We start from the raw sequence: 26,548 nt of genomic DNA, 5'->3' as shown, positions 1-26,548 counted from the left end.
TCGCGTATCAGGGGTCGGGATCGAGCCTAATAGATATGTTCGATGTCGGGTCGTGCCATCTGGTTGTGTCGGATATTTCGGATGGTGTGGAGGGTGGTTTATGTCGAGGGTGCGGACGCCGTACGAGACCTTTTTTGTACACCGTGCGGACGCACTCGATTAAACTAAATCTGTCATTCTTTCTGACAATGTCCTGAACGATCTGTGGGAGGTTTGCATGCGCGCGCTCAAGTCCCTGTTAGTCGTCGTCGCCGCCACGGTGGCCATGCTCGCCGGCACCACCCCTGCCCAGGCCGCCACCGGATGGTCCATGGAATGGGGGGCGACCAACACCGAGTCCACCATCGACTGGACCTCGGGCTACTCCGCCTACGTCTCCGGCCATATCAAGGCGGTCAGCGGCTATCGCGAGGTTTGTTTCTGGGGGGTGAACGGGTCCTACAGCACCGACACCGTCTGCCGCTCAGCAACCAACTCGACGACTACCTGGTCCAACGTGCATCTTCAGATCACCGTTGCCGGCGGCGTGCAGCGCATTTACGCCGACCTGTGGGTAAACGGCACGGCCGTCCACGAGGTTTGGTGCACCCGCAACGGATGCAGCCGCAACTGGTAGTCGGGGTTCTGCAATGAATGCAATGAAGTAGACGTTCATTCGGATAGGCGGCATGAGCGACGCAGGATGAGTTTTTCCTGCGCGTCAGGAGGTTGGGGTCCTCTCGGCCGCGCAAGGCGAAAGCCCGGCTCACCACTCGGTGAGCCGGGCTTTTTGATGCCCTGGATCGGTCGCCGGTGCCCGGTTGGCGAAAGCGGCGAGGTCACCACATCGAAGTCTCCATGGTTTCAGGGATCGCGATGCCCTCGGATTCGTTGTGGACACACCCCGGCGGATGACTTGTCCGAATGGCGTCGCGTCATGACACGTCTCCGGAGAGCGAAGGCGTGTCGCGAGAGCACGGCTTCCGGCCGCGGTGGCGAGCGCGACGACGATACTAGGTCGCCTCGACCTTGGCGAGGAAGGCGTTGACAGTGGTTTCGATGCGCTCGGGGAATTCGCCGTTGATGGCGTGCGATGCCTCTGGCCAGAGTTCGACGATGCCGTGCCGGAGCAGGCGGCGTGCCCGTGCCGCGGCCTTGTTGGGAGCGTGAATAATGCTGCGGCCACCGAGGATCACCAGGGTAGGCAGATCGATCCCGGCGATCTGCTCGTCGGTGGGGTAGGTGGGCCGGGGAAGGCTGACGGTGAAGTCGCGCATGCCGGAGGCGATCAGTGCGGCGACAGGGTCGTCTTCGAAGGCGTCGGCGCCACCGGAGATCCAGCTCAACAGGCGCCGCCGGACGGCCTGGGGCATGGGGAGCACCGACCCCAGAGAGACGACGACGACCTTCCAGGTGATGCCGCCGAAGGTAGCGGCCGGTTCGAGCAGGACGAGTGAGCGAACTCCGGCCGGCCGGTGAACGACGAGGTTGAGCGCGGACCAGCCACCGATCGACAGACCTAGCACGTGAAGCGCCTGTTCGGGCAGGCCGTCGATCAGCGACGTGAGCCAGGCCGCCTGGTCTTTGGCCGAGGTCAGCCGGCGGGTCTGCACGGACAGGCCCGGCTCTCCGATGAGATCCGTCGCGTACACCGGGCGGCTTTTCGCCAGGCCGGCCAGGTTGGCTTCCCACATGGGCGCAGCTGCTGCGCGACCGGGCAGCAGCAACAGCGGCACCCCGTCGGCGGGTCCGAACCGGTAGACGCGAACGGTGCCGAAGTCGGTCGGCACATCCAGCGTCGCGCTCGGCTCGGGCAGGTCTGCCATCGCGCGGTCATAGGCCTGCCGATATCTGGCGTAGGCGGCGGCGTCGCGGAAGTGGCCGAGCTTGCCTGCCCTGAATGCCGCCCCGATGTTCGGTGCGACGGTGTCCATGGCTACCCCCCTCGTTTACAATACGTTCGTATTGTAAACATTCTATGGGAGGGACGATGCCAAAACGCGTGGACCACGATGCGCGTCGTGGGGAGATCGCCAGGGCGGCGCTTCGGCTGTGCGTGCGTGAGGGCCTGGCATCGGTGACCATCGGACGCGTCGCGGCGGAGGCCTCGATCTCCAAAGGCCTGGTCCAGCACTATTTCCCCACCAAGGAAGCACTGTTGCAGCTGGCCGCGACCATGCAACGACGCGACATCGAGAGCGCCGTCGCGGCAGCCGTACACCTGGATGAACCACCACGTACGGCACTGCGTCAGGTCCTTCTGGCGCTGGTGAATCTCGGCACCGAACAGATCCTGGCAGGCCACGCGTTTCTCGCTTCCACCGCTGCGAACCCCCAGCTTCACCGGCTCTACCGAGAGGGGTCGTCCGCTGCGACCGCCGCTGTCGCGCGGCTTGTCACCGAGGCCTGCGGTTCGGCTGTCGCCGCCGAGGCGGAGGCGCGCATCCTGCTCGGCGTGGCAGGAGCACTCGCCGACGCGCGCATGCTGGGCGAGATCAGCCACAGCGCGGCCGTCGAGATACTCGATCTGCAGTTGAGCCGTCTCATCGCGGATTCGGCGAGCTGAACTTTCCTCGTGAGCCCGCTGCACCTCTCTGCCAGGACGGGAGATCCAGGATGTTCCACAGGGCCAGATCAGATCGTCATCGGTGCCGTTCGATTGGTGCCATGAAAGTGCGACCCCGCGCCTTGGCGCGGGGTCGCACATGGAATCAGGGTGTCGGCAGCGACGTGTCGTACACCATCGGTCCGGTCTCTCCGCTGGGAACTTCGGCGAATATGCCGGTTGTCGCTCTCCTGTCCGGTGCCTCGCGCACGTTCGTCGGCACCCGCTGACGGGCGGTCAGCAGCAGTGCCACTCCGGCACATGAACGGCGATGAGCCGGGCTCCGCCGAGCACGACGCCGTCGGCGGTCTGCTGGGTGATGTCGATGGTGTGCACTTCGCCCGGCTCGCCGTCGCAGCCGAGGACGAAGATGACCGGCGCCAGCTCCCCCGGCCTGATCTGCAGTCGGGCGTGTTCCCCGGGCTCCTCGCATCCCTGGTCGGCGGTGCGGATGGTGAACTCGGCCCGGTGCTGCGCGGGACGCAGCTCCGTCCGCTCCGGCACGCCTCGCAGCACCAGCCGGCCGCCCTGTGCCAGCCACCTCCGCTCCGGCGGCTCCGTCTGGCACAGGGCGGGCACCGGGTCCGGCCTGGGCTCGCCGTCGACCAGGTCGACGAAGTGCTGCGTCAGGAGGTGTTCCTGCTGCAGGGAGCCGATGCCCTCGCCCTGGTCGAGTTCCCAGGCCCGGACCTGGAAGTTCTCCGGCTCCGGGCCCAGGTTGGTCAACCGGAAGGCGAGCGGTGCCAGACGCGGGGTCTTGGCCACGACGGTGATGTTCTTCCAGCCGTGGTGGCGGTTGTTGATCACATCGAGTCGTCCACTGCTCAGCCGGGCACCCTCGGGACCGGGCAGGGTCTCGACGTAGACGTTCGCGCCGACGCACAGGTGCCCCTCGTTCGGGTTGGGGCCGTTGATCAGGTCTGCGGTGGTCGGGCGCCACACCACGTGCATCGTGCCCGGGGAGGACTTCGTCACCGCCGTGCCGACGGTGGCCGTCCGGCCGTTGGCACCCCCGGAACTGGGCCGGGCCGCGTCCGGTCCGATGAAGCCGGCGGTGTAGTCGCACACCCAGGTCTGCACCTTGACACCGGTGTACGAGTCGGTGCTCGTGCTGTCCACCTGCACGTGCACCCAGTTGTCCACACCCACCTGGGCATTGGGGATGCTGTTGCCGGCGGTGTCGGTGATCCAGATCGAGGGAGAGGCCCAGAAAGCGGCCCCGGACGGGATGACATCGGTGCCGTCGTCGCCGGCGGCGTACTTGACGTAGAGGACTCCGGGCTCCTTGGGCATGCTGGTGCTCCTTTCTGCTGACCGTTCGTCGGGAACGGTGTCTGCCGGGAAGTGGACCGGAACGAACGGCCGGTCAGGTGGTGACGCAGGTGATCTGGAAGCAGGTCAGCTGGACGGCGCTGTCGGGGCCGGTCGGCGCGGTGTCGAGCTCGGCGGTCAGGTAGTAGCGGAAGTCGTCGTTGCGGACCGTGGCCCTGTCTCCGGTCGGCGCGGCCGTGGAGGTGTCGAAGGTGCCGTTGCCCAGCGTCAGGCCGACGACGGTCTCATCGCCCGCGCCCGCGGCCAGGCCCTGCCGACGGATCGTGACCGTCAGGTTCCCGGCCCTCTTCTTGCCGCAGACCCGCAGTTCTGTGATGGTCGCCAGGTTCGGCAGTGAGAGGGACATCATGCCGCTGGCGGTGCTCGCGTCGATGGGCTTGGCCGCACCCCCGAAGACGTGCTCCCACGGATCGGTCAGCGTGACGAGCGTGGGTGTCAGGGTGAACTTCACCGGCTTGGGAGCGGGCAGTTGGAGGGCGTCGTTCACCTTGGCGATGATCTCGGAGAGGGCGGAGAACTCGGCCTCCAGCGCGTGGAAGCGGACGTTGAAGCCGTTGTCACCGGCCGCACGGACGCGGTCGACGTTGTCGACCCAGTCCGTGTGCCGAAAGGCGGGTGTGTAGCTCACGGTCATCGTGGTCCCCTCCTTGGGACGTCGTCATCGGTCACTGGTCGAGCCCGTACGTCCAGCGAGGCGGGCGCGGGCCGCGGGTACGGAAGTCGGGGTAGGTGTACGGCGGGAACGGGTCGAGCAGCCCGCTCTGCAGCTCCAGCACGTGGGCCCGGATAGCGCGCGTGTCGATCTCCACGCCGATCGGGCACAGGTGGTTGAGCACGTTCATCGCCAGGTCGTACTGGTCCTTGCCGATGACGAACCGATCGCCCGCGCGCTCCATGGCGAGCAGTTCCTCGGACGGCTCAACCCGGAAGGTGTACGGCGGCGTGGCGTCGGCGTGCCGCAGGACGGCCCGGACCTGCACGGGGCCGGCCCGCAGGCCGAGCACCGTGGTCCGCGGCCGCGTCGTCCCGGTCAGCCGGGCCTGAGCCCCGCCGGTGACTCGCGACGACCACACCAAACGCTCACCCAGACCGGTCCCGAGCGGCCAGGAGGCGAGCAGCGCGCCGTCGCCGGCGTCGAGCACGCCGACCGTGTCGGCCACGTCCGTGTTGGAGGCGACGTAACCGTGAGCGGCGTCCGCGGTGACGGCGGTGGCGCCCGGCAGGGCCAGCGAGGCGGGCAGGCCGGGCAGCGTGTGGGCGGTCCCGTCGGCCCGGCGCAGGTGGACGCGTCCGCCGCCCGGGTCGATCACGTACAGCAGCGCACCGGACGGGTCGAGGGCGAGGGCGGTCGGCGCGGTGCCGGCGTCGGTGAAGGTGGCCTGGATCGACGCGGTCGCGAGATCGACGACGTGCAGCGCGCCGGGCACGGTGACGTAGGCGCGGTCGGCCCCCACCGCGAGACCCCGCGGGACGTCCGCGGCGTCCGGCAGGGTGACCGTCTGGGCGGCGGTGAAGGTCGGCAGGGCGACCGCGCGCAGCATGCCGTCCGCGGTGGCGGCCCACAGCCTGCCGCCGCCGGGCTCGCACCGCACCGCGACCACGGACGAGCCGAGGGCGAGCGTGCGGGTCACGGTCCGCGCCACGGGATCGACCTCGACGAGCGTGCCCGAGCGCAGGCCGACGTAGGCGCGAGCGGCACTCGGGTGGTGGGTCACGTCGGCGGGCGGGGCGGGCAGGGCGATCTGTCCGGTGACCTTGCGGTCGGCGGTGGTGATCACGGTGAGCGTGGTGTCGCCGGTGTCGGCGACCATCACCCGGGTGCCGTCCGGCGCGGCGGCGATCGCCCCCGGCTCAAGCCCGACCTTGACGCAGGCAATCACGGTGCCGCCGACCGGGTCGAGCGCCGAGACACTGCCGGTGCCGCCGTTGACCGTCCACACCAGGCCGGCGGCGAGCGCGACGGCGCGGGGCGCCGCCCGCGCGACCTGGACGGTGGCCGTGGCCCCCTCTTCGACGGTGGCCGGGCCCTGAACCGGTGCCGCCGGTCCGCTGTCCTGGGTCAGTGACAATACGGTCCCGTCGTGGGAGACCCGGCTGAACCCGGCGGCGTGGGCCAGTGCCCCCAGGCGGGCCAGGGAGGCCGTCGAGGTGCCCGGCGCGAGGGTCACCGCCCGCCCGGCCGCCGCGGGCCCGGCGGCGCCGGGGTCCCAGGCGGAGAGCAGCTCCGGGTCGCCGGGCGGCAGCAACGCGGCGAGTGCCGCCAGCCGCGCGGCCAGGACCGGGTGCACGCGGCGGGTCTGCGGCCCGCTGCCCGCGGGGCGGGCGTACCGTCCCGGCGCGTCGACCAGATACACGGGGTGGACGCGCTCGTCGGCGCGCAGCGCGCCCGGGGCGGGCAGGTCGAGCCGCCCCGTCGCCGCGATCGAGCTGCCCGCCGCGAGTTCGGCCAGGCCGATCCGCAGTGGGCGGGAGGCGGAGAACGCCCGCCCGCGGTCGCGGACCTGCGCGGCGGCGACCAGATGGCCCGGCCGTTCGGCCTTGATCAGGACGTCACGCCGGTCGACGTTCCCCGGGACGGACGCCCGGCCCTGCCCGCACGGCACCAGAGACCAGCGCACCTCGGCCCCGGCGGGCGGCGCAGGTTCCAGCCGCAGCGCGAGCGTCTGCCCGGTGAGCAGGTCGAAGCCGTTCTCCGGGGTAGCGGTTCCGCCGGGAGCGGCCACGATCTCCAGGGAGTCGGCGGAGCGCACCGCCGCGTACACCTGCCCGGGTTCGACGCCACGGCCGGGTCTGTGGGCGACGAAGGCGAAGCCCGCCCGGACGGCCTGTGCGGCAAGCCGTTCCGGTGCCAGCCCGGAGTGGGTCAGCACCAGGGCGCGGCCGACGGCCCGCAGCCCCGAGTCAGCCGGGCCGGTCGGGTCGAAGCCGGCCCGCACCCGCAGCCGGCCCGCGACCCCGGCTGCGGCGAGCGCGTCGAGCAGGCCGCGCAGCGCCCGCCGGGTGGCGACCCGCATCAACCGAGGGTCGGCCCGGAGCGGTCCCGGCGTGGGCGGCGGAGCATCGAAGTCCGCACGCGGGTCGGTGGCGTCGACCAGCAGCGCCGGTGCGAAGGACTCGTCCTCGCCGGGGGGCCCGAGGACGTCGGCCTCGTCGAGCCCGGTCCGTCCCGTGTCGTCGAGCGTGGATCCGGCGGGCACCTCCACAGGCAGCACGGTCAGCAGGTGGGCGGACTGCAGCAGGGTCGCCTCGGTGTCGGTCACCGCGAACGGATCGGCCACCCGGTCGGGCCTGCCGATCACCTGGACCGGTCCGACGACCTCGTTCAGCGTGTCCTGCACGCCGAGCCGGGTGGGCAGCACCCACCGGCGGAAGATACGCAGCCGCCGCCGGTACGACGCGTCTGATTCGCCCAGTACCGGGTGGAAGGAGCTGCGCGCGGCCGCCGAGAGGCGCACCTCGTCGACGATCCCGGTGAAGACCTTCGCCGGGTCGGTGCCCGACCGGCCGATCCGGAACGGTTCCGTGTTGGCGAGCGCCCCCTCGAGCGCGAGCACGCCCGGGGCCGCGGTGAGCGCGCTGAGGGACACGGTCTCGCCGTCGAGGAGGAGTCTCGCCTGGCGGGCGGTACGGTCGACCACCGCGGCGACGTGCGTGAAGCGGGCCACAGGCAGGCTGCGGTCGGCGTACAGGTCGCGCGAGGCGGTGCCGTCGGCGATCCGCAGCCGGACGTTGCGGGCGATGCCCCGGCCGAACGTGCCGATGCTCAGGGCCCAGCCCGGCAGTGTGGGATCGGACGGGTCGGCGTGCTTGGACAGCAGCACGCCTTCACCGGTGACGGCGTCGGGTTTGACGAAGCATTCCACGGTGAGGCTCGCGGCGGCACCGGTGGACAGCGCCGTGGCGTGCGGTACGGAGATCTCAGCGCTCGTGGCGGCGAAGCGCATGCCGGTTCCGAAGCGGCCGGGCGCGCCGGCCTGTACACCGGGGGTGGCCGTGCCGGGGTGGCCGGTGCCTCCGCCCAGGTAGAGCGGCCAGATGTCACGTACCGGGGCGCCCGGGCCGTCGTCCAGGTGGTACAGCGCGACGGTGTCGTCCTCCTGGCCGTACGGGCGGGCCGGGAAGCGCGCGACGCCGAGGTCGTACCCGATGCGGTCGAGCGTGGTGCCGGACGCCCGCTCGCTGGACCGTACGGCACGGCGGATGTCGGCCGCGTGACGGTCCAGCACGTCCGCCTCCGCGCCGGCCACCCAGAGCAGCCGGGCGAGGTTGCCGAGCAGTGCGGTGAGCCGCCACGCCTCCGACAGCGGGCCGGGCGCGGGGGCCGGTTCGCTCCGCAGGGTGCGCAGTACGGCACGGCCCGCGTCCTCGGGCGGAAGTACGACGGCGAAGGTGGCGCCGGACAGGGTGGTGGGCGGCACGGTCACTTTCACGGTGCGGGAGCCTTCGTCACCCCCGACCGGCGGTACCTCGTAGCCGACGGTCAACGTGGTCGCCGCGGTCACGTCCGTCACCGCCGTCAGGACGTACAGCGGCACGGGCTGCGCACCGAACCGGGCCTGATGCTCGGCGAAGTCGTACGGCACGACCTCCGCGCCGACGCCGGAAGGCTTCAGGGGCAGTTCCAGGGTGTCGGCGCCACGGTCGAAGGGGGCGGTGAGGTCGCCCGTCATCCGGGCCAGGGAGGCCGTCATCGGGACGCGACCTCCAGGTCGAGCAGCACGGAGTCGACGGAGAAGACGGCGATCTCGGTGGGCCCCATGCTGAGGTTCTCGCCCGGTCCTGCCTCCACGACCTCGGTGGCGAAGGGCACCGTGCCGAGGGTGATCCGGCCGAAGGCGGGCGGGCAGCGCCGCAGCCGCAGGTCCTGCACGTCGCTGACCCCGGGCTGCTCAACCAGCGCGCGCATGACCTGGCTGAACAGGACGCCGCGCCCGAGCGCCAGCGCGCCGATGTCGGCCGCGAGCCGTTCGATCAGCGTGCCGACCAGCACCTGGGCGTCGTAGCCGGGCAGAGTGACCAGCCGGGCCCGCAGCCCGACCTCGATGTGGTCGGCCTCCACAACCTGAGGGTGGATGCCGACCGGCCTGACCCGGTCGATGGCCTCGGTGACCTGCTCGAACAGGCCGGTGACGACTTCGGAGGACTCGGTCCGCCAGGGGCGGAAGAAGTCGTGGGCGACCACGACGCTGAAGAAGTACGGCTCACCGATCCGTCGTTCGTCGCTGAACAGGCGCTGGTCGAAAGGAAAGGCGCCGAAGTAGCTCTGCGAGACGTCCACACCGCCGAGCGGGTCGGACAGAAGCACGTCGACCACGCCCGGGACGTCCAGGGCGGCCTGGCGGACGGCCTCCGGGGTCCACATGGTCCGGGAGCGCCCGAGCAGGCGGCCCCGGTAGGTCTCGTCCTCCTCCTGCGCCTGCCCGCCGGTGAAGTTCTTCGGGTTGGTCACCGCGAACGACGTGGGCGGGACAACGTTCAGGTAGTGCGCCTGGTAGTCCGGATCGATCGCGATCACCTCGCCCGCGCCGACGTTGCCGCCCGCCCCGGCGACGAACGCCCGCGCGCCCACCGTCGCGGTGTCCGCGGTCGCGCTGAGCCGCACCGGCGCGGTGGTGTGGAAGGACTTCACCGGGGCCGCGGTGACCAGGACCGTGCCCTCGGGGAGCACGTACACCCGCTCCGGCTGCGGGTTGCGGACGGTGATGGTCACCTCCCCCGAGGCACTGAGGTGGACGCGCCGCACGCCGATGTCCTCGCCGAGCCGGTCCAGGTCCTGACCGAAAGCGGTGGACTGGAAGCCCGCGTAGTAGAGGTCCTCCAGCCGGCGCCACTGCCGCGCGTGCTCGGCGGTGGTGACCTGGATGATCTTCATGAGCGGGCTGGTCGCCGACAGATCGATGTCCGGGCCGAAGGCCGCCCGTGCCCGGGCCGTGGCCTCGGTGAGCAGGGTGTCGAACTCCTTGCGGACGAATCCCTGGGTGGTGATGCCGTACTCGGTCATCAGACCTCCACCGCGAGCGGGAGGGTGTGCTGGGCGCCGTCCCCGGTCACGACGGTGACCTGGCACCGCCACAGTCGCCGTCCGCTGCCGGGCGGTGGATCGAGCACGGTGATGTCGCGGATCTCATGGACACGGCGGTCGCCGCCCAGGGTGCGGACCAGGCTGAGCCGCAGCAGGTCCTGCGCCTGACGGACACTGACGGCCTGCGTGAACACGTCCGTGACATCGAGGCCGTAGGTGGTGGCGAACCGGTCACTGCCGAGCGGTGTCAGGACGCGCAGGGTCAGGGCCTGCACGAGGTTGGGCAGCCCGGAGATCTGCACCAGCCGCCCGTCCTCGACGACGATGTCGCCGTCACGCAGTTTCAGGCTGCGGCCGAGGCCTGTCGTGGTCGCCATGGGGTCCTCCTGCTCGTGGTGGGGTGGGCCGGCCGACGTGGGTTCACTGCGCCTGCAGGACTGTCTGACCGGGCGTCAGCACGGTCAGGACGCCGGGCGGGCTGCCGTTGGTCAGGCCGCTCAAGGTGTCCAGGAGCGCGGGATGGCCGCCGACGGAGAGCGTCGTCGCGCTCCCGCCGATCACCGAGGCGACGGCGGTGCACGGCACGGCGCCCGGTGCCGTTGGGACGCAGTGGGTGATCGGCTTCCCCTCGAGGTCGCCCGCCACCAGCACCGGCGCACCCGCGACGGTGAGCGTCCGCTGCCCGGGGACGACCTGTACGGTGCCGCCGTGTCCGCAGCCGATCGACGCGCCGGTGGTCAGGACGGTCGCCATCAGGCCACCTCAACCGAGGAGCCGTGCAGGGTGATCTTCCCGTCGGCGAGGGTGATGGAGGCCGAACCGCTCTTGAGCGTCAGGGACTTGCCCCCGGCGTCCACGGTGACCGCGCCGTCGGCCGCGACGGTGACGGTGGTGCCGCTTTCGTGCTCGATGAGGAGCTTTCCGGCGAGACCGTCGGGCACCTGGGGGCGCTCACCGACCTCGGGGAGGAGTTTCTCGCCCACGGTGATCCGCAACCCCTTGGCCTGCAGGACCCGTCGGCCGGCCGCATCGGTGAGATCGTTGACGCCCTTGCCGGTCGGCAGCCCCTTGGGATCGAGCCCGGTGGGCAGGCACAGCCACCAGTCCCCGGGCCGATTCTTCGGCGGTGTGTACTCCGGCCGCTCCGGCCAGAGGAACCCGGTGACCACGGCGTCGTTGACCAGGCCCCGGTTGTGCGCGAGGACCGCCCGCATGCCGGGCAGCACGGGGACCACCAGGCCGCAGCGGTGGAACGCGAACGGCGACGCGATCGGCCGCTCGTGCAGCTGCGGGGCGCGTTCGACCTCCGCCTCCACGCTCGGCGCGACCACGTCGGCGGCGGGCGACTGGCCGTAGTGCAGGTCGGCGAGGTGCCGACCGGTGCGGCCGTCCGTGTACTTCGCCACCTCCCCGACGTCGATCGCCGGGTTCTCGCTGCGCACCGACTCGACGAGATCCCGCATCCGCCGACCGACGCCCTCAGCCCCGGTCGTGCGCACCGCTCGCTTGCCCGGCTCTGCGACGACCAGCAGCACCTCACAGGTGTATCCGCGGCGACTGTTGAACAGCTGCCTGACCCGCTCGATCCGCAGCCGGCCGGGCGGGGCGTCGCGCGGGTCGTCGGGCACCAGAACGGCGGTGCGGCCGGGGCGGACGGCGGGATCGCCGAGCACGGTCACCTCCACACTGGTGCGGGCCTTTTCGGAACCGCCGGGCAGCCGGACACCGGCCGCCGCGGCGGCGGCACCGGCGACGGCCCCCAGCGCGCCACCGTCATCGGCCGGCGCCGGCGGTGGCGCCGGGATCAGGTCCTCCGGGTCCTCCTGGATGTGGTCCAGCGACACGACGTTGTCCGCCGTGGTGAACCGAAGTGGCGCGCCCGCGTCGGCGGCCGCCCCCATCCGGATCACCCCGTCGCCGATCACCAGCGGTGCCTGCGCGAACTCCGCGATCTGGCGCAGTGCCTGCAGCCCGTCGCCCGCGCGGAGGCTGAAGTTCTTCGCCTCCGGCAGCCCGTCGGCCGAGGCCGTGACGGTGATCGGGTCCTTGCTCGCGGCCTTGGCGACGGCCTGCACGGAGGCGGTGAGCGACTGCCCGCCGGGTCGGCCCTCGCGTACGGCGGTGCGTAGCAGCCGGTAACCGGCTGCCTCCATGCCGCGCAGTTCGGTCACCAGATCGCCGCCGGCGGTGACACTGGTGCGGATCCCGGTGAGCACGCCGCGCACCACCGGGTCCGAGCGGCCGTCCGGATCGTCGAAGTAGCCGAGACCCAGCGAGATCCCCACCGGATCCTTGCCGGCCAGGGCGTCGGCATGCCGAGTCTTGAGGGTCTCGGTGACGTCCGCGGGCAAGTTCGTCAGTTTTGCGCTGAAGGTGCTGGCGGCCGCGCCGGCGATCAGGTCCACCCTGATGTCGGCGTCGAGCACATACTCGCCACTGAAGACGTCGTTGGACACCCGCAGCGGCAGCAGGCCACCCGGCCCGGCCTTCTCCACCTGGACCTGGAACCAGATCACAAAGCCCATCGCGTCGCCACCCCCGCCTTGACCTCGGACCCGTACGACCCGGCGGCGCCGAGGTTGCGCGGGTCGACGACCATTGACAGGAAGACCAGGGAGAGTTCGCCACCCTCCAGCTCCAGGTTCGGCACGAGTTTGCGGCGCAGCACCACCTGGGCAGGGCCGGGTGATTCGCGGGCCACGGTGGCCACCATGAACGCTCCGGCCTCGGGCAGCACCAGCGGTCGTCCATCGCGCAGCCGTTCCTCCTCGACCACGGTCACGGTGAGCGTGATGGTGTAGGTGGCCGCGCCGAGGGCGAGCCGGAACGCCTGCGGGAAGCCGTCGTCGGCGTCGACGGGCAGCCGCAGATAGCGGGTGAGGTCGAGGGCCACGGCGCTCACCCGACCAGCGGGGCGGTCGCGACGCGGGGCACGGGGGCGGGCGGAGGCGGGGAGGCGCTCAGCGCCGTCCCGGCGGCGAGGGCGAGGTCGGCGGCCTCGCCGAGGATCGCGGTGACACTGGAGCGAGGCACGTGCCGCAGGGTCAGGCTCGCATCCAGTGTCTCCCGCCGGTTGACCGACTGGGTGAAACGCAGGTCGGTGATCTGCATGTCCAGGCTGACGGTGAGCCCGCACACCACCGGGATGCCGGTGACCGCGAGCAGGGGAGCGGTGGCCGCAACCAGCACCCGGGACACCAGGGCCATCGCCTCCAGCTGCTTCTTGATCAGCAGCCGCTCTGCGCCGGGCAGGAGTGCCTCGATCGCGATGGTCTTGGTGGTCGGCGCGATCGCCTGCGAGAAGCGGCTGCCCGCGATCCGCTCGATTTGATAACCCTCGGTGATGCTGAGACTCTGCACGTACAGCAGCGGTACCGTGCCGATCAGCACCGGGGTGTTCCGCTCGGCCATCTTCCCTCCCTTGCGGGGCCTCGTGGTGGACGGTCGTCAATGGTCGACCCGGTAGACACGCGGGTTGCCCGCGTCGAGCCAGGCCTTGAACGCCGCTCGGGCGGCGGCCGGATCGCGGCCGGCCGAGGTGAGGGCCTGGGTCAGCTCAGGTGTGTCGAACAGCCGGAGCATGTCCCGCCCGAGCTCGGGCAGCTCCGCGGCCCTGCTCGGGTGGTAGAGGTAGAGCAGATCGGCGTAGCCGGTCGGCGCGTGCGTGACCAGGTCTTTGACGGCCTGTTCCTGGACGAGCCGTGCCTTGCCGGTGATGTTGGTCTTGACTTCGACGCTGACCCTGCCGCGGCCGGGCAGATCGGCGACGATGTCGACGACGCGGCCGGGCAGGGGTTTCTGGAACTCCAGGGCGGTCGCGCCGAGGTCCTCGACGAGGGTGCGCGCGGCGTAGAGCTCGCCCCAACTGCCCTGGAAGGGCCGCCGGCCCCCTCCCGGGCCCAGGACGCCCAGCAGGACCTCCTCCATGCCGGCGACCCGGTTGCCCGGCAGCCGGCCGACGATGTCGTCAACGAGCGTGAGCAGGTGCGTGCGGTCCGTGCGGGGAAGCTCAAGGGCGTCGACCCAGTCGAAGCCGATGTTCTCGGCCAGCCGCGCGACCTCCTCCAGGCCGGAGAGCTCCCGGTCGGTCAGGTCACCCACCTGGGCGGCGAAGCGCTCGCCCTCGGCGAGCAACTCGGCGGCTCGGGCGGCCTGGCCCTGTTTGCGCGCCTCGGCGGCCAGTTCCTCGTACTGTGTGAGTTCGGCCAGGATGCGGCGCCGGCCGCCGGCCCCTAGCCGGCCTCGCGTGGCCTCCGCGGCCCGCGAGAGCCGGCCCGCCAGCTCGTCGAAAGCAGCTGTCTCGCCGGTGGCCAGCCGGTCCAGCAGGCGCTGGTAGACGGCGGGGTCGGGAAGTTCGCCCCGGCGCAGCTCCACCGCGTGCAGCAGACCGTCCACGGTGCGGGTGTCGCCGCCGGAGCGGCGCAGCATCGCCACGTAGACGTCGCCGCCGGCCTCGGTGATGAAGGTCAGGGCACGCGGCCAGTACGCGAGGGCCTTCACCTGGTCCGTCCCGAGCCGCTCGATGTGCTCGGAACGCATCCGGCTCACCGCGCGCGACCACTCTTCGAGGCGCGCGGACGGCACGCCGTCCACCATGTTCGCCAGGGCCCGCCGCTCCAGGCGGGTCTCGAGCAGTCGCGCGAGGGCCGCGGTCATGTCCTCGGTGACCCCGCCCGCGGACCGTGCCCGGCGCTCGAACCGCCTGGCCAGGGACAGCGCGTCCGCGAGCCGGTCGACCTCGGGCAGGACGTTCCTGGTCCGTGCGAGCGTGCGCAGCGCCGCGCCTTTTGTGCCGGCCGGTACGTCGAGGAGTTCCGCGAGGCGGACGACCTCGGCGAGGTGGTGCTGAGGAAGCAGGCGCAGCGCCTGCGCCGCCGCGGTCGTGTCCTTGAGCTGGGCAAGACCGGTGAGCGCGGCCACGAACCGGTCCAGCTTGCCGAGCTCCTCGGCCACTTCGCCGGCGCGGCCCAGGCGGCGCAGCGAGGAGAGCACCCGCAGCAGCGCCGCCAGCCGCTCGGTCAGCTCGACGGCTCCGAGCGCCTCCTTGATCTCGCCGATGCCGATGAACCAGCTGAGGATCTCCACGGCGAGTGCCGTACGCAGCACGTCGGCAAGGTCGCCGGCGATCCGCGCGCCGCCGCCGGGGCTGCCGTGGGGCGCGCCGAGGTGCTCGGCGTACTCCAGTCCGGCCATCGCGGTGCGGATGGCCGCGCCGGCCTGCTCGCAGATGACCTCCAGGGTCCGCACGGCCTTCGGGTCGGGCGGCAGGCCGGTGGCCCGGTCCACCAGCAGCGCGAACTCGACGAGGTGACCGATGCCCTCGAACAGATCCGCCGGGGAGTGGGTGAACAGGTCCTTGATGCCGTCGACGGTCGAGCGCAGCCACAGGCTCAGCCCGTTGGCGGCGTTGCGCAGGCGGCGGACCGGGTCGGGTTCCGTCGGCGGGCCGCCGTCCTCGGGCAGCAGGCGCAGCTCGCGGAACAGGGCGGTGACGTACGCGGGGCTCATCGCCGAGCGGGGGCGGGTACGGCCGAGCAGCAGCAGTAATTCGACCACCGAGCCGTCGAGGGTGGTGAACAGCCGCCGGTAGGCGTCCTTCTCGCGCAGCAGGGCGGCCATGGCCTCCAGCTCGGTGCTGCTGCGCGCGGAGGCGAGCAGCTCGATCATCGCCCTCTTCTGCCGGTCGTCCGGCCACCTCAGCCCGGAGAGGACCACCAGGTATCCGGCGCGCTGCTCCCACGGCATCCACGCGAACACGTCCCGGTCCATGGTCACGATGTGCTGGAGCATCGCGTTTTCGTCCAGGGTGCCGGGCTCGGCGCCGCTGCCGGCGGCGGTCAGCCAGGCGGTGGCGACGCGGGCGGCCACGGCCGGGTCGACGCGCAGGCCGGCCGGAGTGCGAGCGAACTCGCGCTGGACGGCGGCCGGGGTCCAGTGGGCCCCGCGGTCGAGGTCGAGGATGTAGCGGCCGTCCCCGGTGACGGTCACGACGATCCGGTAGTCGGTGAGTTCCAGCACTTTGCCCCGCTCGGTGACCTGCAGTCCGGGAGTCGTCTCCACCTCAGCGCCGGTCGGCAGCGGCGCGGTGCGGCCGAACTGACGGATCAGCAGCCGGTCGGCGAGCGGCACCATGACGAACCGGTCGTCGGGGTGCTGCCCGCGCCGCTCCAGCACGGTGAACCCCTGCGCCCCGTAGAGGTAGGTGCCCCACTGCATGGCCCGGGCGAGCGCCGCCGAGGTCACGTACGGCTCGGTGCCCGTGCGCACCCACTCGTCGACGGCGAGCCGGATGACCGGCAGCGCCGGGAACCGATCCCGGATCAGGACATCGCCGGACGGGAGGCGCTCGACTCCGCCCGCCGTACCGGGAGCGGGCCGGATCGGCACGGCCACCGGTGCGCCGCCGCCGTCGTAGCCGGGCATGGTCCACCACCGGCCCTCGTCGTCGGCTCCCCACGGCCCGTCGCGTTCGGGGCTCGGTGCGGGCACCGTCGGCTGTGTCATGCCGCGGCCTGCGAGCGCGCGCCGTACGCCGGCGGCGACGGCCGCCTGCACGGCCCGCCGGGTGGGCTCGTCGCTCTCTCCCACCCAGCTCACGAGCACGGGCTGAGGCGTGGGCCGGGCGCTCACTCCGTCACCCCCGGGGTGGCACGCAGCCCGAACTTCACCTGGACGGTCTCCCGGCTGCTGTTGGGGTTGTGCAGCTCGAAGGTGAGGTTGTCGGCGTCCAGGGCCTTGCGGTAGTTCTCCCCGAGGGCCTTCTCCAGGTTGTGGTCGAGACTGAGGCGACGCTCCTGGACGGGGATGTCGGCGGCCTTCGGCAGGCCCAGACCGGGCGGTGGATCGACCACGTCGAGCAGCGGCGCCTTGCCCTGCTGCGGGAAGGAGAATCCGGCCTCCTCGAGGAATTGCACCGCGGCGGGGTCGTCGCGGCACTGGGTCCAGAACTCGTCGCGGACCCTGTTGTAGAGGTCGAACATCTCCTGCCTGCCGGCGTTCTCCAGGGAGCGGCCGCCGACCACCTTCGCGCGGGCCCGCTGCCAGACAGGGCCGAGCGGCGTCTGGTCGATCGGTTGCCTGATGACCTGTCTGGCGCGGCCGTACGCCTGCCGCAGAGTCTCGCCCGGCTTGCGCGCGAGGTGTTCGAGATCGACTCGCGGGCGTTTCCTCGTGGGCACGCGGACGTCGTCGACGGTGGGGCGCTTGACGCCCTTCACCGACGGCCGGGTTGCGTCCTGCTCGATCGCCTCGACCGCCCGGTCCACCTCAAGGTCGGAGAAGAACCGCTCGGCCGCCTCTTGGCCGGGGCGTCCTGCGCCGCCCTCCAGCGCACTCTCGGCGGCCCCGACGCGTAGTTCCTGCGCCGTCGCCCGGTCGGTCAGTCCCATGTCCTTGAACAGGGCGCCGAGTTCCTCCAGCCGTTTGGCGTCGCGCACCGGCCGTCCGGCCTGGACGTCGGCGGCGGCCTTCTCCAGCAGCAGCGCCCCCTTCGTGCCCGGCCGGACCTTGGTCAGCGCCCGGTAGGCGGCCTCGGCCTCCCGGGCCGAGAGCCGGTAGTCGCGGGCCAGCGCGGCGGCCGTGACGGCACCCCTGCCGAGCTTGAACGCCTTGCCGGCCGCGGGCAGCAGCACAGAGGCGCCCAGGATCGCTCGGTCCACGGTGCTCAGCTCGTGCCCTAACAGGTCGTATCCGAAGGTTGCCTCGCCCGCGGCGACGATGGAGCCGACGACGGGGATGAAGCCGATCGCGGCCTCCACCGCGGTCTGCCACGCGGGGATGTCGATGGGGATGTCGTAGCGCTCGGTCTCCGGGTACGACTGGGCGATCAGGTACGCCTCATATTCGGCCGGGTGCGTCTCGAGCCAGCGCTTGAAGTCGGCGGCGACGCTGGTCGCGGCGAAGTCCTTGGTGTGCATGGACGCGATGAGGTCGTGCAGGAACCCTCTCGCGATCAGGTCGCGGACCGCCGTCTCCCGCTCCGACTGCCACACCAGCCAGCCGGCGCCGTGCTCACGGTCTTCGACGAGGTACGGCTCGCGGACCTTCCACACGCGCTTCTGCAGAAACCGCAGTGCCTCGTCGAGCTTGCGGCCGGCGGCCTCGGCGTCCCACTTCGCCTGCTCGTCCAGGGCCGCTTCCCGCTCATGGCGCAGCTTCTCCGCGACGGCCGCCTTGACGTCGGCCCCGACCTGACGGACGTACAAGCGGGCCCACACCTGCGCGGGGTCGTAGCGGACGAGCGACTCGTCGCTCTGCTGGTCGAGCCAGGATAGATACTCCCCGAGCGCGGTGATCACCGCGAGCTTCTCCGCCTGGGGGACGGCGTCGGCGGTGCGCCGGACGGAGCCGGCCAGCTCCAGGAACCGGCCGCGGACCGAGACGGGGACCGGTGCGCTCGCCTCCTTCAACGAGGCGGTCCACAGGGCCGGTCCGGTCTGGCGCAGGAACTCCGGTGTGCCGTAATGCTTCTCGATCCACGTGTGGTAGCGGTGGAACGCGTTCTGGCCGAGCGGATCGTCGACGCGCGCCCAGGAGATGTAGCTGAGCAGTTCACGGCGCTTGTCCAGCTGGGCCTGCTCCTCGGGCGAGTGCCGCACGGGGTGCGAGGTGTACCAGAACAGCCCACGGGTGGGGCCGTGCCGCGGGGCGTAGCGCGATCCGCGGGCGACGACGGCGACGCGCACCTCCGGCCGGGTGAACACCACGGCGTCGATGTACGCGCGGGCGATGCGGTCGGGCAGCTCGGCCGGGAGGAGGCCGGTGACCGGCAGTGGGCGGTCGAGCAGGAGCAGAGCGAGCCCGGCGGTGGTCAGGACGTAGTCCTGGGAGACCGCGTTCTGGAGCTCGGCGCCCAGGCGGACCTCGACCCGGACGGTGTCGCCGGGCATCAGGTAGCCGGAGTGCGGGTCCAGGCGCTGCTGGAGGTCGATCAGGTCGTCGTCGGCGTCGGCGGGCAGCTCCTGGCCGAGCACGGCGAGCCTGCCGCTGAGCCGCAGCGCCTGCACCACGGCGACCAGGTCCTCGGGCGCGAGCCCGCGCAGGACGCGCAGCGCCTCACGTGCCTCGGTGTCGGTCACCGCCCAGTCGAGGATGCCGGTGGAGAGCAGCCCGGTGATGCGCCGCAGCGCGGCCTGCTGCGCCTGTGGCCCGGTGGCCGCAGGACCGGCGGCGGCTCGCTTGTCCACCGGCACCCGGACCGGGCGCGGCGGCCCTTGGTAGGACATGATCCGGTAGCCGCCGTCGGGGCTGTCCGGGGTGACGTCGAGGGCGGGCTCGTATCGGACCGCCGGGGTGCCGTGGGCGCCGGACGGCGTGCCGGGGAGACCGGTGCCGGCCGCGGCCGAGCGCGTGGCGGCCAGCGCTCGCTCGGCCTCCTCCATCCGCCGGGCGACCAGCCGCGCCACAGCCGCCTCCAGCCGCGCCAGGTCCTCGTCGGTGGGGACACCCACCAGCCGGATCCGGATCGGCACGCGCACCTCGACGTCCGCCATCGTTCTCAGCCGCCCCCCTGCCGCCGCAGCGCGACGTCGAGCTCGTCGAACACGTGCCGGGCCACCGCGTCGAGCTGTGCGTCCGACAGCTCGCCGACCACCTCGACCTCAACCGGGAAGCTCCACACCACCCGCTCGGCCGTGCCCGTCACGGCGGCCGGTGACAACACCGCCTCGCTGCCGGGGGCGGGGACGATGTACTCGCCCTCGTGCACCAGTGCGATCCCGGTCCGGTCGACCCGGCCGCCGGCCTCGAAGGCAGGCATCACGAACAGCCCCTCGACGCCCGCGGATTCGTCACCCGCCTCGTCGCGCACGGTCACGACTCGATCCCGGGACTCAGTGACATGCAGGTGAAGCTGGCACTCGGCGCGCCGTCGATGACCACGTTGCTGGGGTTGGCGGAGGTGATCACGCAACGGCTGAACTTGAGCGCCTTGAACGCCCAGTCGGTGCCCTTCTTCTCCGCCACCGTGATCTCGAACTCCTTCCCCTTCACGGCGAGTTCGGTCAGGTCGGCGACCGCGGTGCCGATCGCCTGCACCGTCATGGTGAAAGTGAAGGTCTGCGGCTGCCGGACGTAACCCAGGTTGTCCTGCTCGATCGAGTGGATGACCGTGTGCGGCACATTGAAGGTGGGCGTGAACTGCGAGATCGGCGCGATCACGGTGTTGCCGAGGCGGATCTCCAGCCGGGTGTTCCAGTCGGGCATGCCCGCTCCTAGGTGAAGTTGAGGGTCAGCGCGAGGCGGTGGATGGCACCGGCGTAGTCGACCGAAACCAGGATCTGGGCCACCCGGTCGGCCTGCGCGTCCTGAATGATCTGCAGCTGGGCCGGGGTGAGCGCGGCGGGGTCGCCGTCGAGCAGGTCGAGCACCGGGATGTCGATCGAGTAGCTCTCGATCACCTCGTCGCGGACCAGCGGATCGAGGACGGCCTCCATCTGCACGACCAGCGCACGCAACCCGGAGCGGCTGATCCGCAGGTTGCCGATCCCCCGGATCAGCCGGGCCTTGAGTTTGAAGGCGATGTCGTCGACGGTTCGCCGGACGTCGATGAACTTCATGTCGGCTGGATTTCCGGTGTATCCCTCGCCGAGGTAGACGCCTCCACCTGGGATGAGCGCCGGGCGGGCCAGCCAGTTGATCCCGTTGCCCTGCGGCGGATCGCCGAACTGCTCGCCCTTGTTGAGCTTGTCGATCGAGGTGACGCTGAACGGCTCGCTGGTGATGGCCACCTGCTTGAGCAGCACGGAGATGTGCGGCGGATATCCGGCGATCGTTCCCGCCACCGCCGCCGCGGCGTCGTCATCGCTCCTGTGGGCGATGTAGATCATGCGGCTGCTCACCAGCTTGCTCTTGCCGGTGACCACCGCCGGGTCGTCGGCGTCCTTGACCAGCATGACGACGCCCATGCGTTCCTTGCCCTCGCCACCGAAGTTGGAGACCTGGGTGACGTGCTGCGCCAGCTTGCCGATCGCGCCTGAGTCGGCCCCGGAGGTGTCGTCGAGCGGGGTTGCCGCGAGCACCACGAACTGCACGTCGAGTTCCTCGATCGCGGCGAGCGCGGTCGTCGGGTCGCCCACGGCCCCCGGTGCCGTGCCGGCGGCCTTCACCGCCCAGACCTGAGCGGGGCCCGGGGTCTGCCCGAAGAGCGTCGTCAGCGCCGCTGTCAGTGAGGAGTTGGGCCTGACGCGGTTCGGATCGTTCGGATCCGGCAGGGTCGCCGGGCCGAACTCCTTGGCGGCCACCGACGGATCGGTCACCGGGACCACCTTGTTGTCGGTCCCCGCCGTGGCGGTACCGATGACGGCGACGTTCCCCGTGGCGCGCACCACCGGGGAGAACATGTCCACTTTGGATCTGACGTTGATGTACCGGACGGCCATTGTCTCTTCTTCGCCTTTCGCCTTCCCACCGACAGCACGGTCAGTGGAACTTGTCCTGGAGCTTGCGGCGCAGCGCCTCCTGTTCGGCGGTCGTCATCGGCCGGGTGGCCGCCGGTCCGCGGGCGGGCGCGTCCGTCTCGGGGCTGTGCGTGTCAGGGGCGTCGGCCTCGGGACTGTGCGTGTCAGAGGCGTCGGCCTCGGGGGCGTCCGCCTCGTGGGGGGCGGGGTTCTGGGGCGGCGGCACGGTGTTCTCCTCTGCGGCTGAGACGTGGCGGGTCTGCGGCGGCCGGATGCTCTACGGCGGTACGGGGATCGCGAGGACGTCCTGCGAGGCGAAGAAGTCCAGGAGTTCGGCCTCCGGGGTGCTGTGAGCCGACACGGCCGCTTTGGGGAGGAGCAGCACCGGCGCGAAGGGGGAGCGCGAGGCGAGGTCGTCAGGGGCGCGGCGGACGCCTACTGCGCGCTCGGCGAGGTCGCACACCAGCCGGGCGGAGCGCAGCGCCTCGGTGACGTCCACCGCCTCGCGGATCAGCACCGCCAGATCCAGCCGCAGCCGACGCTGGTTGGCCGGGTCGGCCGGGTCGAACGGAGGCGGGGCGGCCAGCTTGATCTCGCCGAGCAGGTGACGGTAGGCCCGGCGCAGCTCGTCGACGGTGGTGAGCCCGTGGCGGGCCATGTACCCGGCGAGGTCGAAGTAACGGAACTTCGCCTGGAACTCGGCCAGCGTCGCGTACGCGCCGATGTCACCGAGGACGACCGACTCGATCCGCCCCTCGTCGAGTTCGAGCACCACGGTGGCCGTCACCTGCAGCGAGAGGTCGATCCACTCCGGCGCCGCACCGGCCTCGCGTCCCTCGTACTGCACGTCGGTGCGCGCGTGATCGGGCGTGGTGCGGATCCATGTGCCGGCGAGCAGCCGCGGCCGGAAGAGGGGCCACTGGTACTCCTCCGCGGTCACCTCGACCTTCAGCACATCGTGGACGGCGGCGGACGGCAGGTCGTAGAGCGTGCTGACCAGCCGGCGGATCCGGGCCTGGCCGGTCGCGTCGGCGGGGAACAGGAGGTCGGGCAGGCCGCCGGGGGCGTGTAACCGCAGCATCAGCCCGTCGGTGAAAGCGCTCACCGTCCACCACCGGGAAACGCCATGCTTACGTTTCTCCTGCCTGCAGCCCGCTGTCCCGCACACGGCGCGACCGTCGAAGCGTGGCACGCCATAGGACACGAATTGTCACCGGACGGTTATCTAACGTAGCAGTCCCGGTTAAAGGTAGGAGAGGAAACGGCAAGCTTTTCGATCGTGGGTTGGGCGAGCACGACGACTGAACACCTGTGCCGGCGTCGGCAGGTCGACATCGGTGACGCCGGTGCCGAGCGAGGACATCTCCCCTCGCTCGTCACGTGCGCTCAGGGGTCGCCGGGCCCGCGCTTGTCGGCAAGTAACCTTGCTGGTATGGCAAATGAAGACGCCATGGTCCTGGCCTCTGTCGGGCCACGGCTGCGCGCGCTGCGCAAGGAGCACGGGATCACCCTGGCTCGGCTCGCGGAGACCAGCGGCATCTCGGTCAGCACCCTGTCCCGCCTCGAATCCGGTGAGCGCAGGCCCACCCTGGAGTTGTTGCTGCCGCTCGCGCGCGCTTACCAGGTGCCGCTCGACGAACTCGTCGGCGCGCCGCCGGTGGGTGACCCGCGGGTGCGGTTGAAGCCGATCAAGCAATGGGACTCGACGATCGTGCCGCTGACCCAGCACCCCGGCGGGCTGCAGGCGTTCAAGATGGTCATCGACGCCAATCGGTGCGAACCCGAGCCGCGTACGCACGAGGGCTACGAGTGGCTGTACGTGCTCAGCGGGAAGCTGCGGCTGGTGCTCGCCGAGCACGACATCGTGCTCAAGATGGGGGAGGCCGCGGAGTTCGACACCCGGCTACCGCACTGGTTCGGCAGCACCGGGGAGGCGCGGGTTGAGGTTCTCAGTCTGTTCGGGCCGCAGGGCGAACGGATGCACGTCCGCGCGAAACCGCGTGCCACCCAGTCCGGCGGTGCCGTCCCGGGTGAGTCGCGCCCTCCAGGCGGGTGAGCCGTTCCACGCGACCGGCCTCGGGGGAGAGCGGACCTGCCGGGCGCTCGGTGCGGGGAGAACGCGGAGGTGTTCCCCATGGATCATATACGATCCTCTATGTTATGTTGGCCGGGTGTCCACTATCGACTCGACCGCAGGGGCGGCGCACGCGCCGACGGCCACGCACGCGTCGCGGGAAACGGTCGTCACCGTCACCGGTGACGTCGCCCCGAACTCGCTCGGCGCGGTCCTTCCCCACGAGCATCTCCTGAGCGATTTCGCCACGCCCGGCGACACAGCCGAGTCCTGGGCGGCCGTGGGGCGCACCCGACCCACCGCGGCGAGCCGGCTTCAGCTCTACCGGGCGCCGCTCACGATGGAGCTGCTCGGCGAGGTCAGCATGGGGGCGCCCAACAGGGACAACTGGCTGCTCGGTGACGAGGAACTCGCCGCGAACGAGGCCGCCGCGTTCAAGCTCGCCGGTGGCGGCACGCTGGTGGACGTCACGAGCATCGGTCTCGGCCGTGATCCGGCGGGCCTGCGCCGGATCTCCGAGACGACCGGCCTCACCATCGTCATGGGTACGGGGTGGTACCACCCGGCGTGGGTCGAAGGACTCGCCGACCGCGATGTCGAGAGCCTCACCGAAGAGATCGTCCGGGACCTCACCGAGGGCGTCGCCGGGGTACGCGCGGGCATCATCGGCGAGATCGCGGCGCTTGATCCGGAAGAGCCCGCCGAGCGCGCCGTCCTCGTCGCGGCGGCACGGGCATCGGCGGCCACGGGCGCCCCGATCTCGCTCGACCGCTCCGGTGACCCCGCCACCCAGCAGCGCGTACTCGACCTGCTCGCCGCAGAGGGCGCGGACCTCACGCGCGTCGCCGTCGGGCACTGCGACGCCCTCTCCCCGCGCCCCGACGAGCTCGAACCGCTCCTTGAACGCGGGGTGTTCGTGCAGTTCGACCAGCTCGGCCGGCTGCCCTCGGCGCTGAACGTGTCCGACGACCAGGACGTCGCCACGGCCGTGCTGGAGCTCGCCCGCCGGGGCCACGCCGAGCGGATCCTCCTGTCGCAGGACGTCTCCGCCAAGTCCCAGCTTCTCGCCTACGGCGGCGGTGGCTACGGCTTCATCCTTCAGCAATTCGTCCCGTACCTGAGGATGTTCGGAGCCGACGACGCCCTCATCGAGTCCGTCACCGTGCGGAACCCGAAGCGACTCCTCACCATCCCGACCCCGAAGGCAGACTCGTGAGCCGCTATCCCTTCGAGATCCCGAACATCGCCGGTAAGGCTCTCACCGTCACGGGTCCCGTGGACCCGTCGACGCTCGGGAAGACGCTCATGCACGAGCACATCTTCGTCGACCTACGGCGTCCGCCGCGGTTCCGCCGCCCGGGCGAGGATTCTCCCGAGGCCGCCGAGCCGCTCACGCTCGCCAACCTCGCGCGTACGCGCCATGGGGGCCCGAACGCCGACAACGACATGATGGGTGACTTCGACGAGATGCTCCCGGAGGTGCTCGCCTTCGCTCACAACGGAGGGGGCACCATGGTCGAGGTCTCTCCCATCGGCCTGGGGAGAGATCCCGAGTCGCTCCTTCGGCTTTCCCACGCGAGCGGGCTCAACATCGTCATGGGCGGAGGCTGGTACACCCCGACCTTCCACCCGGTGGACATGGACGAGCGCAGCGTCGACGAACTCACCGACGTCATCGTGCGCGACATCGCGATCGGGGTCGGCGAAACCGGCATCCGCTCGGGCATCATCGGTGAGGTCGGCGCGGAGTCGGTGCCGTTGACCGACAACGAGCTCAAGAGCGTGCGCGCGAGCGGGCGCGCGAGCAGGATCACGGGCGCCCCCATCACCTTCCACTTCGGCGGCGTCGGTGAGGAGAAGTTCCAGGTGCTCGACATCCTCGAGGAGGAGGGCGTCGTCCCGTCGAACATCGTCATGGGACACGGCATGGACGTCCTGTCGGATGCGTCCTTCGCCGACCGTCTCCTCGCGCGCGGGGTCTTCGTGGAGCTCGACTTCCTGGCCTCGCCCGGGAGCCCGTGGGGCCACCTCGTCCTCACGAGCGACCACAAGGTCGTCCGGGGCGTCGCGGACCTGATCGAACGGGGTTACGCGGGCCAGATCGTGCTTGGCCACGATGTGTGTCAGAAGATCCAGCTCAAGAGGTACGGCGGCAAGGGGTACGACTACATCCCGCGCTATTTCCTGCCCACCCTGCGCCGCCTCGGAGTGAGCGAGGAGGCCATCCACACGATCATGGTCGAGAACCCGGCGCGAGCGCTCGCCTTCACGGAACCGCGATAACGAGGATCATCTGACCACGCGGCCGCCCGTGCCCGCGCGGCCGGTTCTCAGAACCGCCGGGCACCGGCGGCCGTGAGCGGCTTCGGGAGGGGCTCAAGGAGAGGCTCCTCCCGCTTCGGCGGGTTCCGGTTTTTCTGCGGCGTCCGGCTTTTCTGAGGTGTCCGGCGATGCTTCGGAGTGATGAGCGAAACGGCGCCGTGGAAACATATACCCCCGTCACGAAAAAGCCTGCGAGATATTGGGCGATCTTGCCGTCTGTCCGTCGTCATACAAAGGCTCGCCGTCTTCCGGCATGCCGGCCTTTCCTCGGGTGCCCGCCCCCCGGGGGCAACCCGAACATCGAAACGGCACGACCGCGTCCCGGCGTCAGAAACAGCTCGTGCGCACGCCGGAACCTCTCGGCTGCCTGCCGATGGCCACACCCCCTACGGTTCACCTTGCCTTCCGCCTCGTCCGCAGGGCGCGCCCCTGTTGAATCCGCCCTTTGGAAAAGCTGTCGGTCAAAGCCCGGCCGACGGCATCACGAGAATTCTTACAATCGGGTAAGACTTATCACAAGGGGGATTTACAGTGTCACTCATAACAGGGATACCCATGGCAGGGATAGCACTCTCACTGTCAGTTGACCTTCGGCGAGGATCGGCCGGGTCGTCGTGTTCGCGGCCTGCGGGTCGCCGGGGGTGATCGCGGGCGGTGCGCGGTCGCCGCTCCTTCCGCTCCGGCCGACTCCCGGTGTGTGTCGATCGAACCGGTACCGATACCGTCTGGGATGGGTGAGCGGTCTATGAGATATCCCGAATCGCAAACGTCATCGGCACCGTCGTGCGGTCCACGTCGGCGATCGCCTTTCGGGCGCC

The 26,548-nt window shown here is 71.0% G+C and carries 22 protein-coding genes; 5 read left to right on the top strand and 17 right to left on the bottom strand.

Going from position 1 to position 26,548, the window contains the following annotated elements:
- Positions 1-217 precede the first annotated feature (217 nt).
- The gene (locus AB0395_RS04495) at positions 218-616 is read left to right on the top strand and encodes a hypothetical protein (protein WP_366276988.1); all 399 of its coding nucleotides are present in this window, start codon (positions 218-220) and stop codon (positions 614-616) included.
- Between the two features lie 376 nt (positions 617-992).
- Here the strand turns inward: AB0395_RS04495 and AB0395_RS04490 are convergent, their stop codons facing one another.
- Positions 993-1,913: an alpha/beta fold hydrolase gene (locus AB0395_RS04490; protein ID WP_366276985.1), complete on the bottom strand. Its 921-nt coding sequence runs from the start codon at positions 1,911-1,913 to the stop codon at positions 993-995.
- Between the two features lie 56 nt (positions 1,914-1,969).
- On the opposite strand from AB0395_RS04490, the gene AB0395_RS04485 reads away from it, so the two are divergent.
- Positions 1,970-2,545 (top strand): TetR family transcriptional regulator, encoded by a 576-nt coding sequence (locus tag AB0395_RS04485; RefSeq protein ID WP_366276983.1) that lies wholly within the window; start codon positions 1,970-1,972, stop codon positions 2,543-2,545.
- A gap of 276 nt (positions 2,546-2,821) precedes the next feature.
- On the opposite strand, the gene AB0395_RS04480 is transcribed toward AB0395_RS04485, so the two are convergent.
- The 16 genes from AB0395_RS04480 to AB0395_RS04405 form a co-directional block, all read right to left on the bottom strand.
- On the bottom strand, positions 2,822-3,877 hold the full coding sequence (locus AB0395_RS04480; protein WP_366276980.1) for a hypothetical protein: 1,056 nt from the start codon (positions 3,875-3,877) through the stop codon (positions 2,822-2,824).
- A 73-nt stretch (positions 3,878-3,950) separates the two neighbouring features.
- The gene (locus AB0395_RS04475) at positions 3,951-4,550 is read right to left on the bottom strand and encodes a hypothetical protein (protein WP_366276977.1); all 600 of its coding nucleotides are present in this window, start codon (positions 4,548-4,550) and stop codon (positions 3,951-3,953) included.
- A gap of 31 nt (positions 4,551-4,581) precedes the next feature.
- Positions 4,582-8,607: a LamG-like jellyroll fold domain-containing protein gene (locus tag AB0395_RS04470; protein ID WP_366276974.1), complete on the bottom strand. Its 4,026-nt coding sequence runs from the start codon at positions 8,605-8,607 to the stop codon at positions 4,582-4,584.
- Positions 8,604-9,917, bottom strand: a complete 1,314-nt coding sequence (locus tag AB0395_RS04465) for a baseplate J/gp47 family protein (RefSeq protein ID WP_366276971.1) — start codon at positions 9,915-9,917, stop codon at positions 8,604-8,606. Before AB0395_RS04465 ends, AB0395_RS04470 begins: the two co-directional genes overlap by 4 nt.
- Positions 9,917-10,315: a hypothetical protein gene (locus AB0395_RS04460; RefSeq protein ID WP_366276969.1), complete on the bottom strand. Its 399-nt coding sequence runs from the start codon at positions 10,313-10,315 to the stop codon at positions 9,917-9,919. Before AB0395_RS04460 ends, AB0395_RS04465 begins: the two co-directional genes overlap by 1 nt.
- Before the next feature lie 43 nt (positions 10,316-10,358).
- Entirely contained in the window at positions 10,359-10,691 is a 333-nt protein-coding gene (locus AB0395_RS04455) for a hypothetical protein (protein ID WP_366276966.1), read from the bottom strand.
- Positions 10,691-12,463 carry a hypothetical protein gene (locus AB0395_RS04450; protein WP_366276963.1) on the bottom strand — a complete coding sequence of 591 codons (1,773 nt, stop codon included), beginning with the start codon at positions 12,461-12,463 and terminating at the stop codon, positions 10,691-10,693. Before AB0395_RS04450 ends, AB0395_RS04455 begins: the two co-directional genes overlap by 1 nt.
- The gene (locus tag AB0395_RS04445; RefSeq protein WP_366276960.1) at positions 12,451-12,840 is read right to left on the bottom strand and encodes a hypothetical protein; all 390 of its coding nucleotides are present in this window, start codon (positions 12,838-12,840) and stop codon (positions 12,451-12,453) included. Before AB0395_RS04445 ends, AB0395_RS04450 begins: the two co-directional genes overlap by 13 nt.
- Positions 12,837-13,349: a hypothetical protein gene (locus tag AB0395_RS04440; RefSeq protein WP_366276957.1), complete on the bottom strand. Its 513-nt coding sequence runs from the start codon at positions 13,347-13,349 to the stop codon at positions 12,837-12,839. Before AB0395_RS04440 ends, AB0395_RS04445 begins: the two co-directional genes overlap by 4 nt.
- A gap of 36 nt (positions 13,350-13,385) precedes the next feature.
- Complete coding sequence (locus AB0395_RS04435) at positions 13,386-16,568, bottom strand: hypothetical protein (RefSeq protein ID WP_366276954.1); 3,183 nt, start codon at positions 16,566-16,568, stop codon at positions 13,386-13,388.
- Positions 16,565-19,429 (bottom strand): pre-toxin TG domain-containing protein, encoded by a 2,865-nt coding sequence (locus tag AB0395_RS04430; protein ID WP_366276951.1) that lies wholly within the window; start codon positions 19,427-19,429, stop codon positions 16,565-16,567. Before AB0395_RS04430 ends, AB0395_RS04435 begins: the two co-directional genes overlap by 4 nt.
- 5 nt (positions 19,430-19,434) lie before the next feature.
- Positions 19,435-19,752: a hypothetical protein gene (locus AB0395_RS04425; protein ID WP_366276948.1), complete on the bottom strand. Its 318-nt coding sequence runs from the start codon at positions 19,750-19,752 to the stop codon at positions 19,435-19,437.
- Entirely contained in the window at positions 19,749-20,141 is a 393-nt protein-coding gene (locus AB0395_RS04420; RefSeq protein WP_366276946.1) for a hypothetical protein, read from the bottom strand. The genes AB0395_RS04425 and AB0395_RS04420 overlap by 4 nt, the downstream gene beginning before the upstream one ends.
- A gap of 8 nt (positions 20,142-20,149) precedes the next feature.
- Positions 20,150-21,316 (bottom strand): hypothetical protein, encoded by a 1,167-nt coding sequence (locus AB0395_RS04415; RefSeq protein ID WP_366276944.1) that lies wholly within the window; start codon positions 21,314-21,316, stop codon positions 20,150-20,152.
- A gap of 40 nt (positions 21,317-21,356) precedes the next feature.
- A complete protein-coding gene (locus tag AB0395_RS04410) occupies positions 21,357-21,560 on the bottom strand; it encodes a hypothetical protein (RefSeq protein ID WP_366276942.1) in 204 nt (67 codons plus the stop codon).
- 51 nt (positions 21,561-21,611) lie between these two features.
- A complete protein-coding gene (locus tag AB0395_RS04405; protein ID WP_366276940.1) occupies positions 21,612-22,439 on the bottom strand; it encodes a hypothetical protein in 828 nt (275 codons plus the stop codon).
- 327 nt (positions 22,440-22,766) lie between these two features.
- Between AB0395_RS04405 and AB0395_RS04400 the strand changes: the two genes are divergently transcribed.
- The 3 genes from AB0395_RS04400 to AB0395_RS04390 all read left to right on the top strand — a co-directional run bounded on the left by AB0395_RS04400 (position 22,767) and on the right by AB0395_RS04390 (position 25,691).
- Positions 22,767-23,390 (top strand): XRE family transcriptional regulator, encoded by a 624-nt coding sequence (locus AB0395_RS04400; protein ID WP_366276938.1) that lies wholly within the window; start codon positions 22,767-22,769, stop codon positions 23,388-23,390.
- A gap of 115 nt (positions 23,391-23,505) precedes the next feature.
- A complete protein-coding gene (locus tag AB0395_RS04395) occupies positions 23,506-24,624 on the top strand; it encodes a phosphotriesterase (protein WP_366276936.1) in 1,119 nt (372 codons plus the stop codon).
- Entirely contained in the window at positions 24,621-25,691 is a 1,071-nt protein-coding gene (locus tag AB0395_RS04390; protein WP_366276933.1) for an aryldialkylphosphatase, read from the top strand. Before AB0395_RS04395 ends, AB0395_RS04390 begins: the two co-directional genes overlap by 4 nt.
- Positions 25,692-26,548 lie beyond the last annotated feature (857 nt).

The sequence above is a fragment of the Streptosporangium sp. NPDC051023 genome, assembly GCF_040689595.1.
Classification (GTDB): domain Bacteria; phylum Actinomycetota; class Actinomycetes; order Streptosporangiales; family Streptosporangiaceae; genus Streptosporangium.
Note: the sequence above shows the minus strand (reverse complement) of the source record. Positions and strands in the feature narration are given on the sequence as shown.

Excerpts from the sequence above, each read along its gene's own strand:
- AB0395_RS04400 (WP_366276938.1), top strand. The coding sequence starts at position 22,767 with ATGGCAAATGAAGACGCCATGGTCCTGGCCTCTGTCGGGCCACGGCTG.
- AB0395_RS04450 (WP_366276963.1), bottom strand. The coding sequence starts at position 12,463 with ATGGGCTTTGTGATCTGGTTCCAGGTCCAGGTGGAGAAGGCCGGGCCG.
- AB0395_RS04465 (WP_366276971.1), bottom strand. The coding sequence starts at position 9,917 with ATGACCGAGTACGGCATCACCACCCAGGGATTCGTCCGCAAGGAGTTC.
- AB0395_RS04485 (WP_366276983.1), top strand. The coding sequence starts at position 1,970 with ATGCCAAAACGCGTGGACCACGATGCGCGTCGTGGGGAGATCGCCAGG.
- AB0395_RS04420 (WP_366276946.1), bottom strand. The coding sequence starts at position 20,141 with ATGCCCGACTGGAACACCCGGCTGGAGATCCGCCTCGGCAACACCGTG.
- AB0395_RS04490 (WP_366276985.1), bottom strand. The coding sequence starts at position 1,913 with ATGGACACCGTCGCACCGAACATCGGGGCGGCATTCAGGGCAGGCAAG.
- AB0395_RS04440 (WP_366276957.1), bottom strand. The coding sequence starts at position 13,349 with ATGGCCGAGCGGAACACCCCGGTGCTGATCGGCACGGTACCGCTGCTG.
- AB0395_RS04455 (WP_366276966.1), bottom strand. The coding sequence starts at position 10,691 with ATGGCGACCGTCCTGACCACCGGCGCGTCGATCGGCTGCGGACACGGC.
- AB0395_RS04470 (WP_366276974.1), bottom strand. The coding sequence starts at position 8,607 with ATGACGGCCTCCCTGGCCCGGATGACGGGCGACCTCACCGCCCCCTTC.
- AB0395_RS04480 (WP_366276980.1), bottom strand. The coding sequence starts at position 3,877 with ATGCCCAAGGAGCCCGGAGTCCTCTACGTCAAGTACGCCGCCGGCGAC.
- AB0395_RS04495 (WP_366276988.1), top strand. The coding sequence starts at position 218 with ATGCGCGCGCTCAAGTCCCTGTTAGTCGTCGTCGCCGCCACGGTGGCC.
- AB0395_RS04460 (WP_366276969.1), bottom strand. The coding sequence starts at position 10,315 with ATGGCGACCACGACAGGCCTCGGCCGCAGCCTGAAACTGCGTGACGGC.
- AB0395_RS04475 (WP_366276977.1), bottom strand. The coding sequence starts at position 4,550 with ATGACCGTGAGCTACACACCCGCCTTTCGGCACACGGACTGGGTCGAC.
- AB0395_RS04415 (WP_366276944.1), bottom strand. The coding sequence starts at position 21,316 with ATGGCCGTCCGGTACATCAACGTCAGATCCAAAGTGGACATGTTCTCC.
- AB0395_RS04430 (WP_366276951.1), bottom strand. The coding sequence starts at position 19,429 with ATGGCGGACGTCGAGGTGCGCGTGCCGATCCGGATCCGGCTGGTGGGT.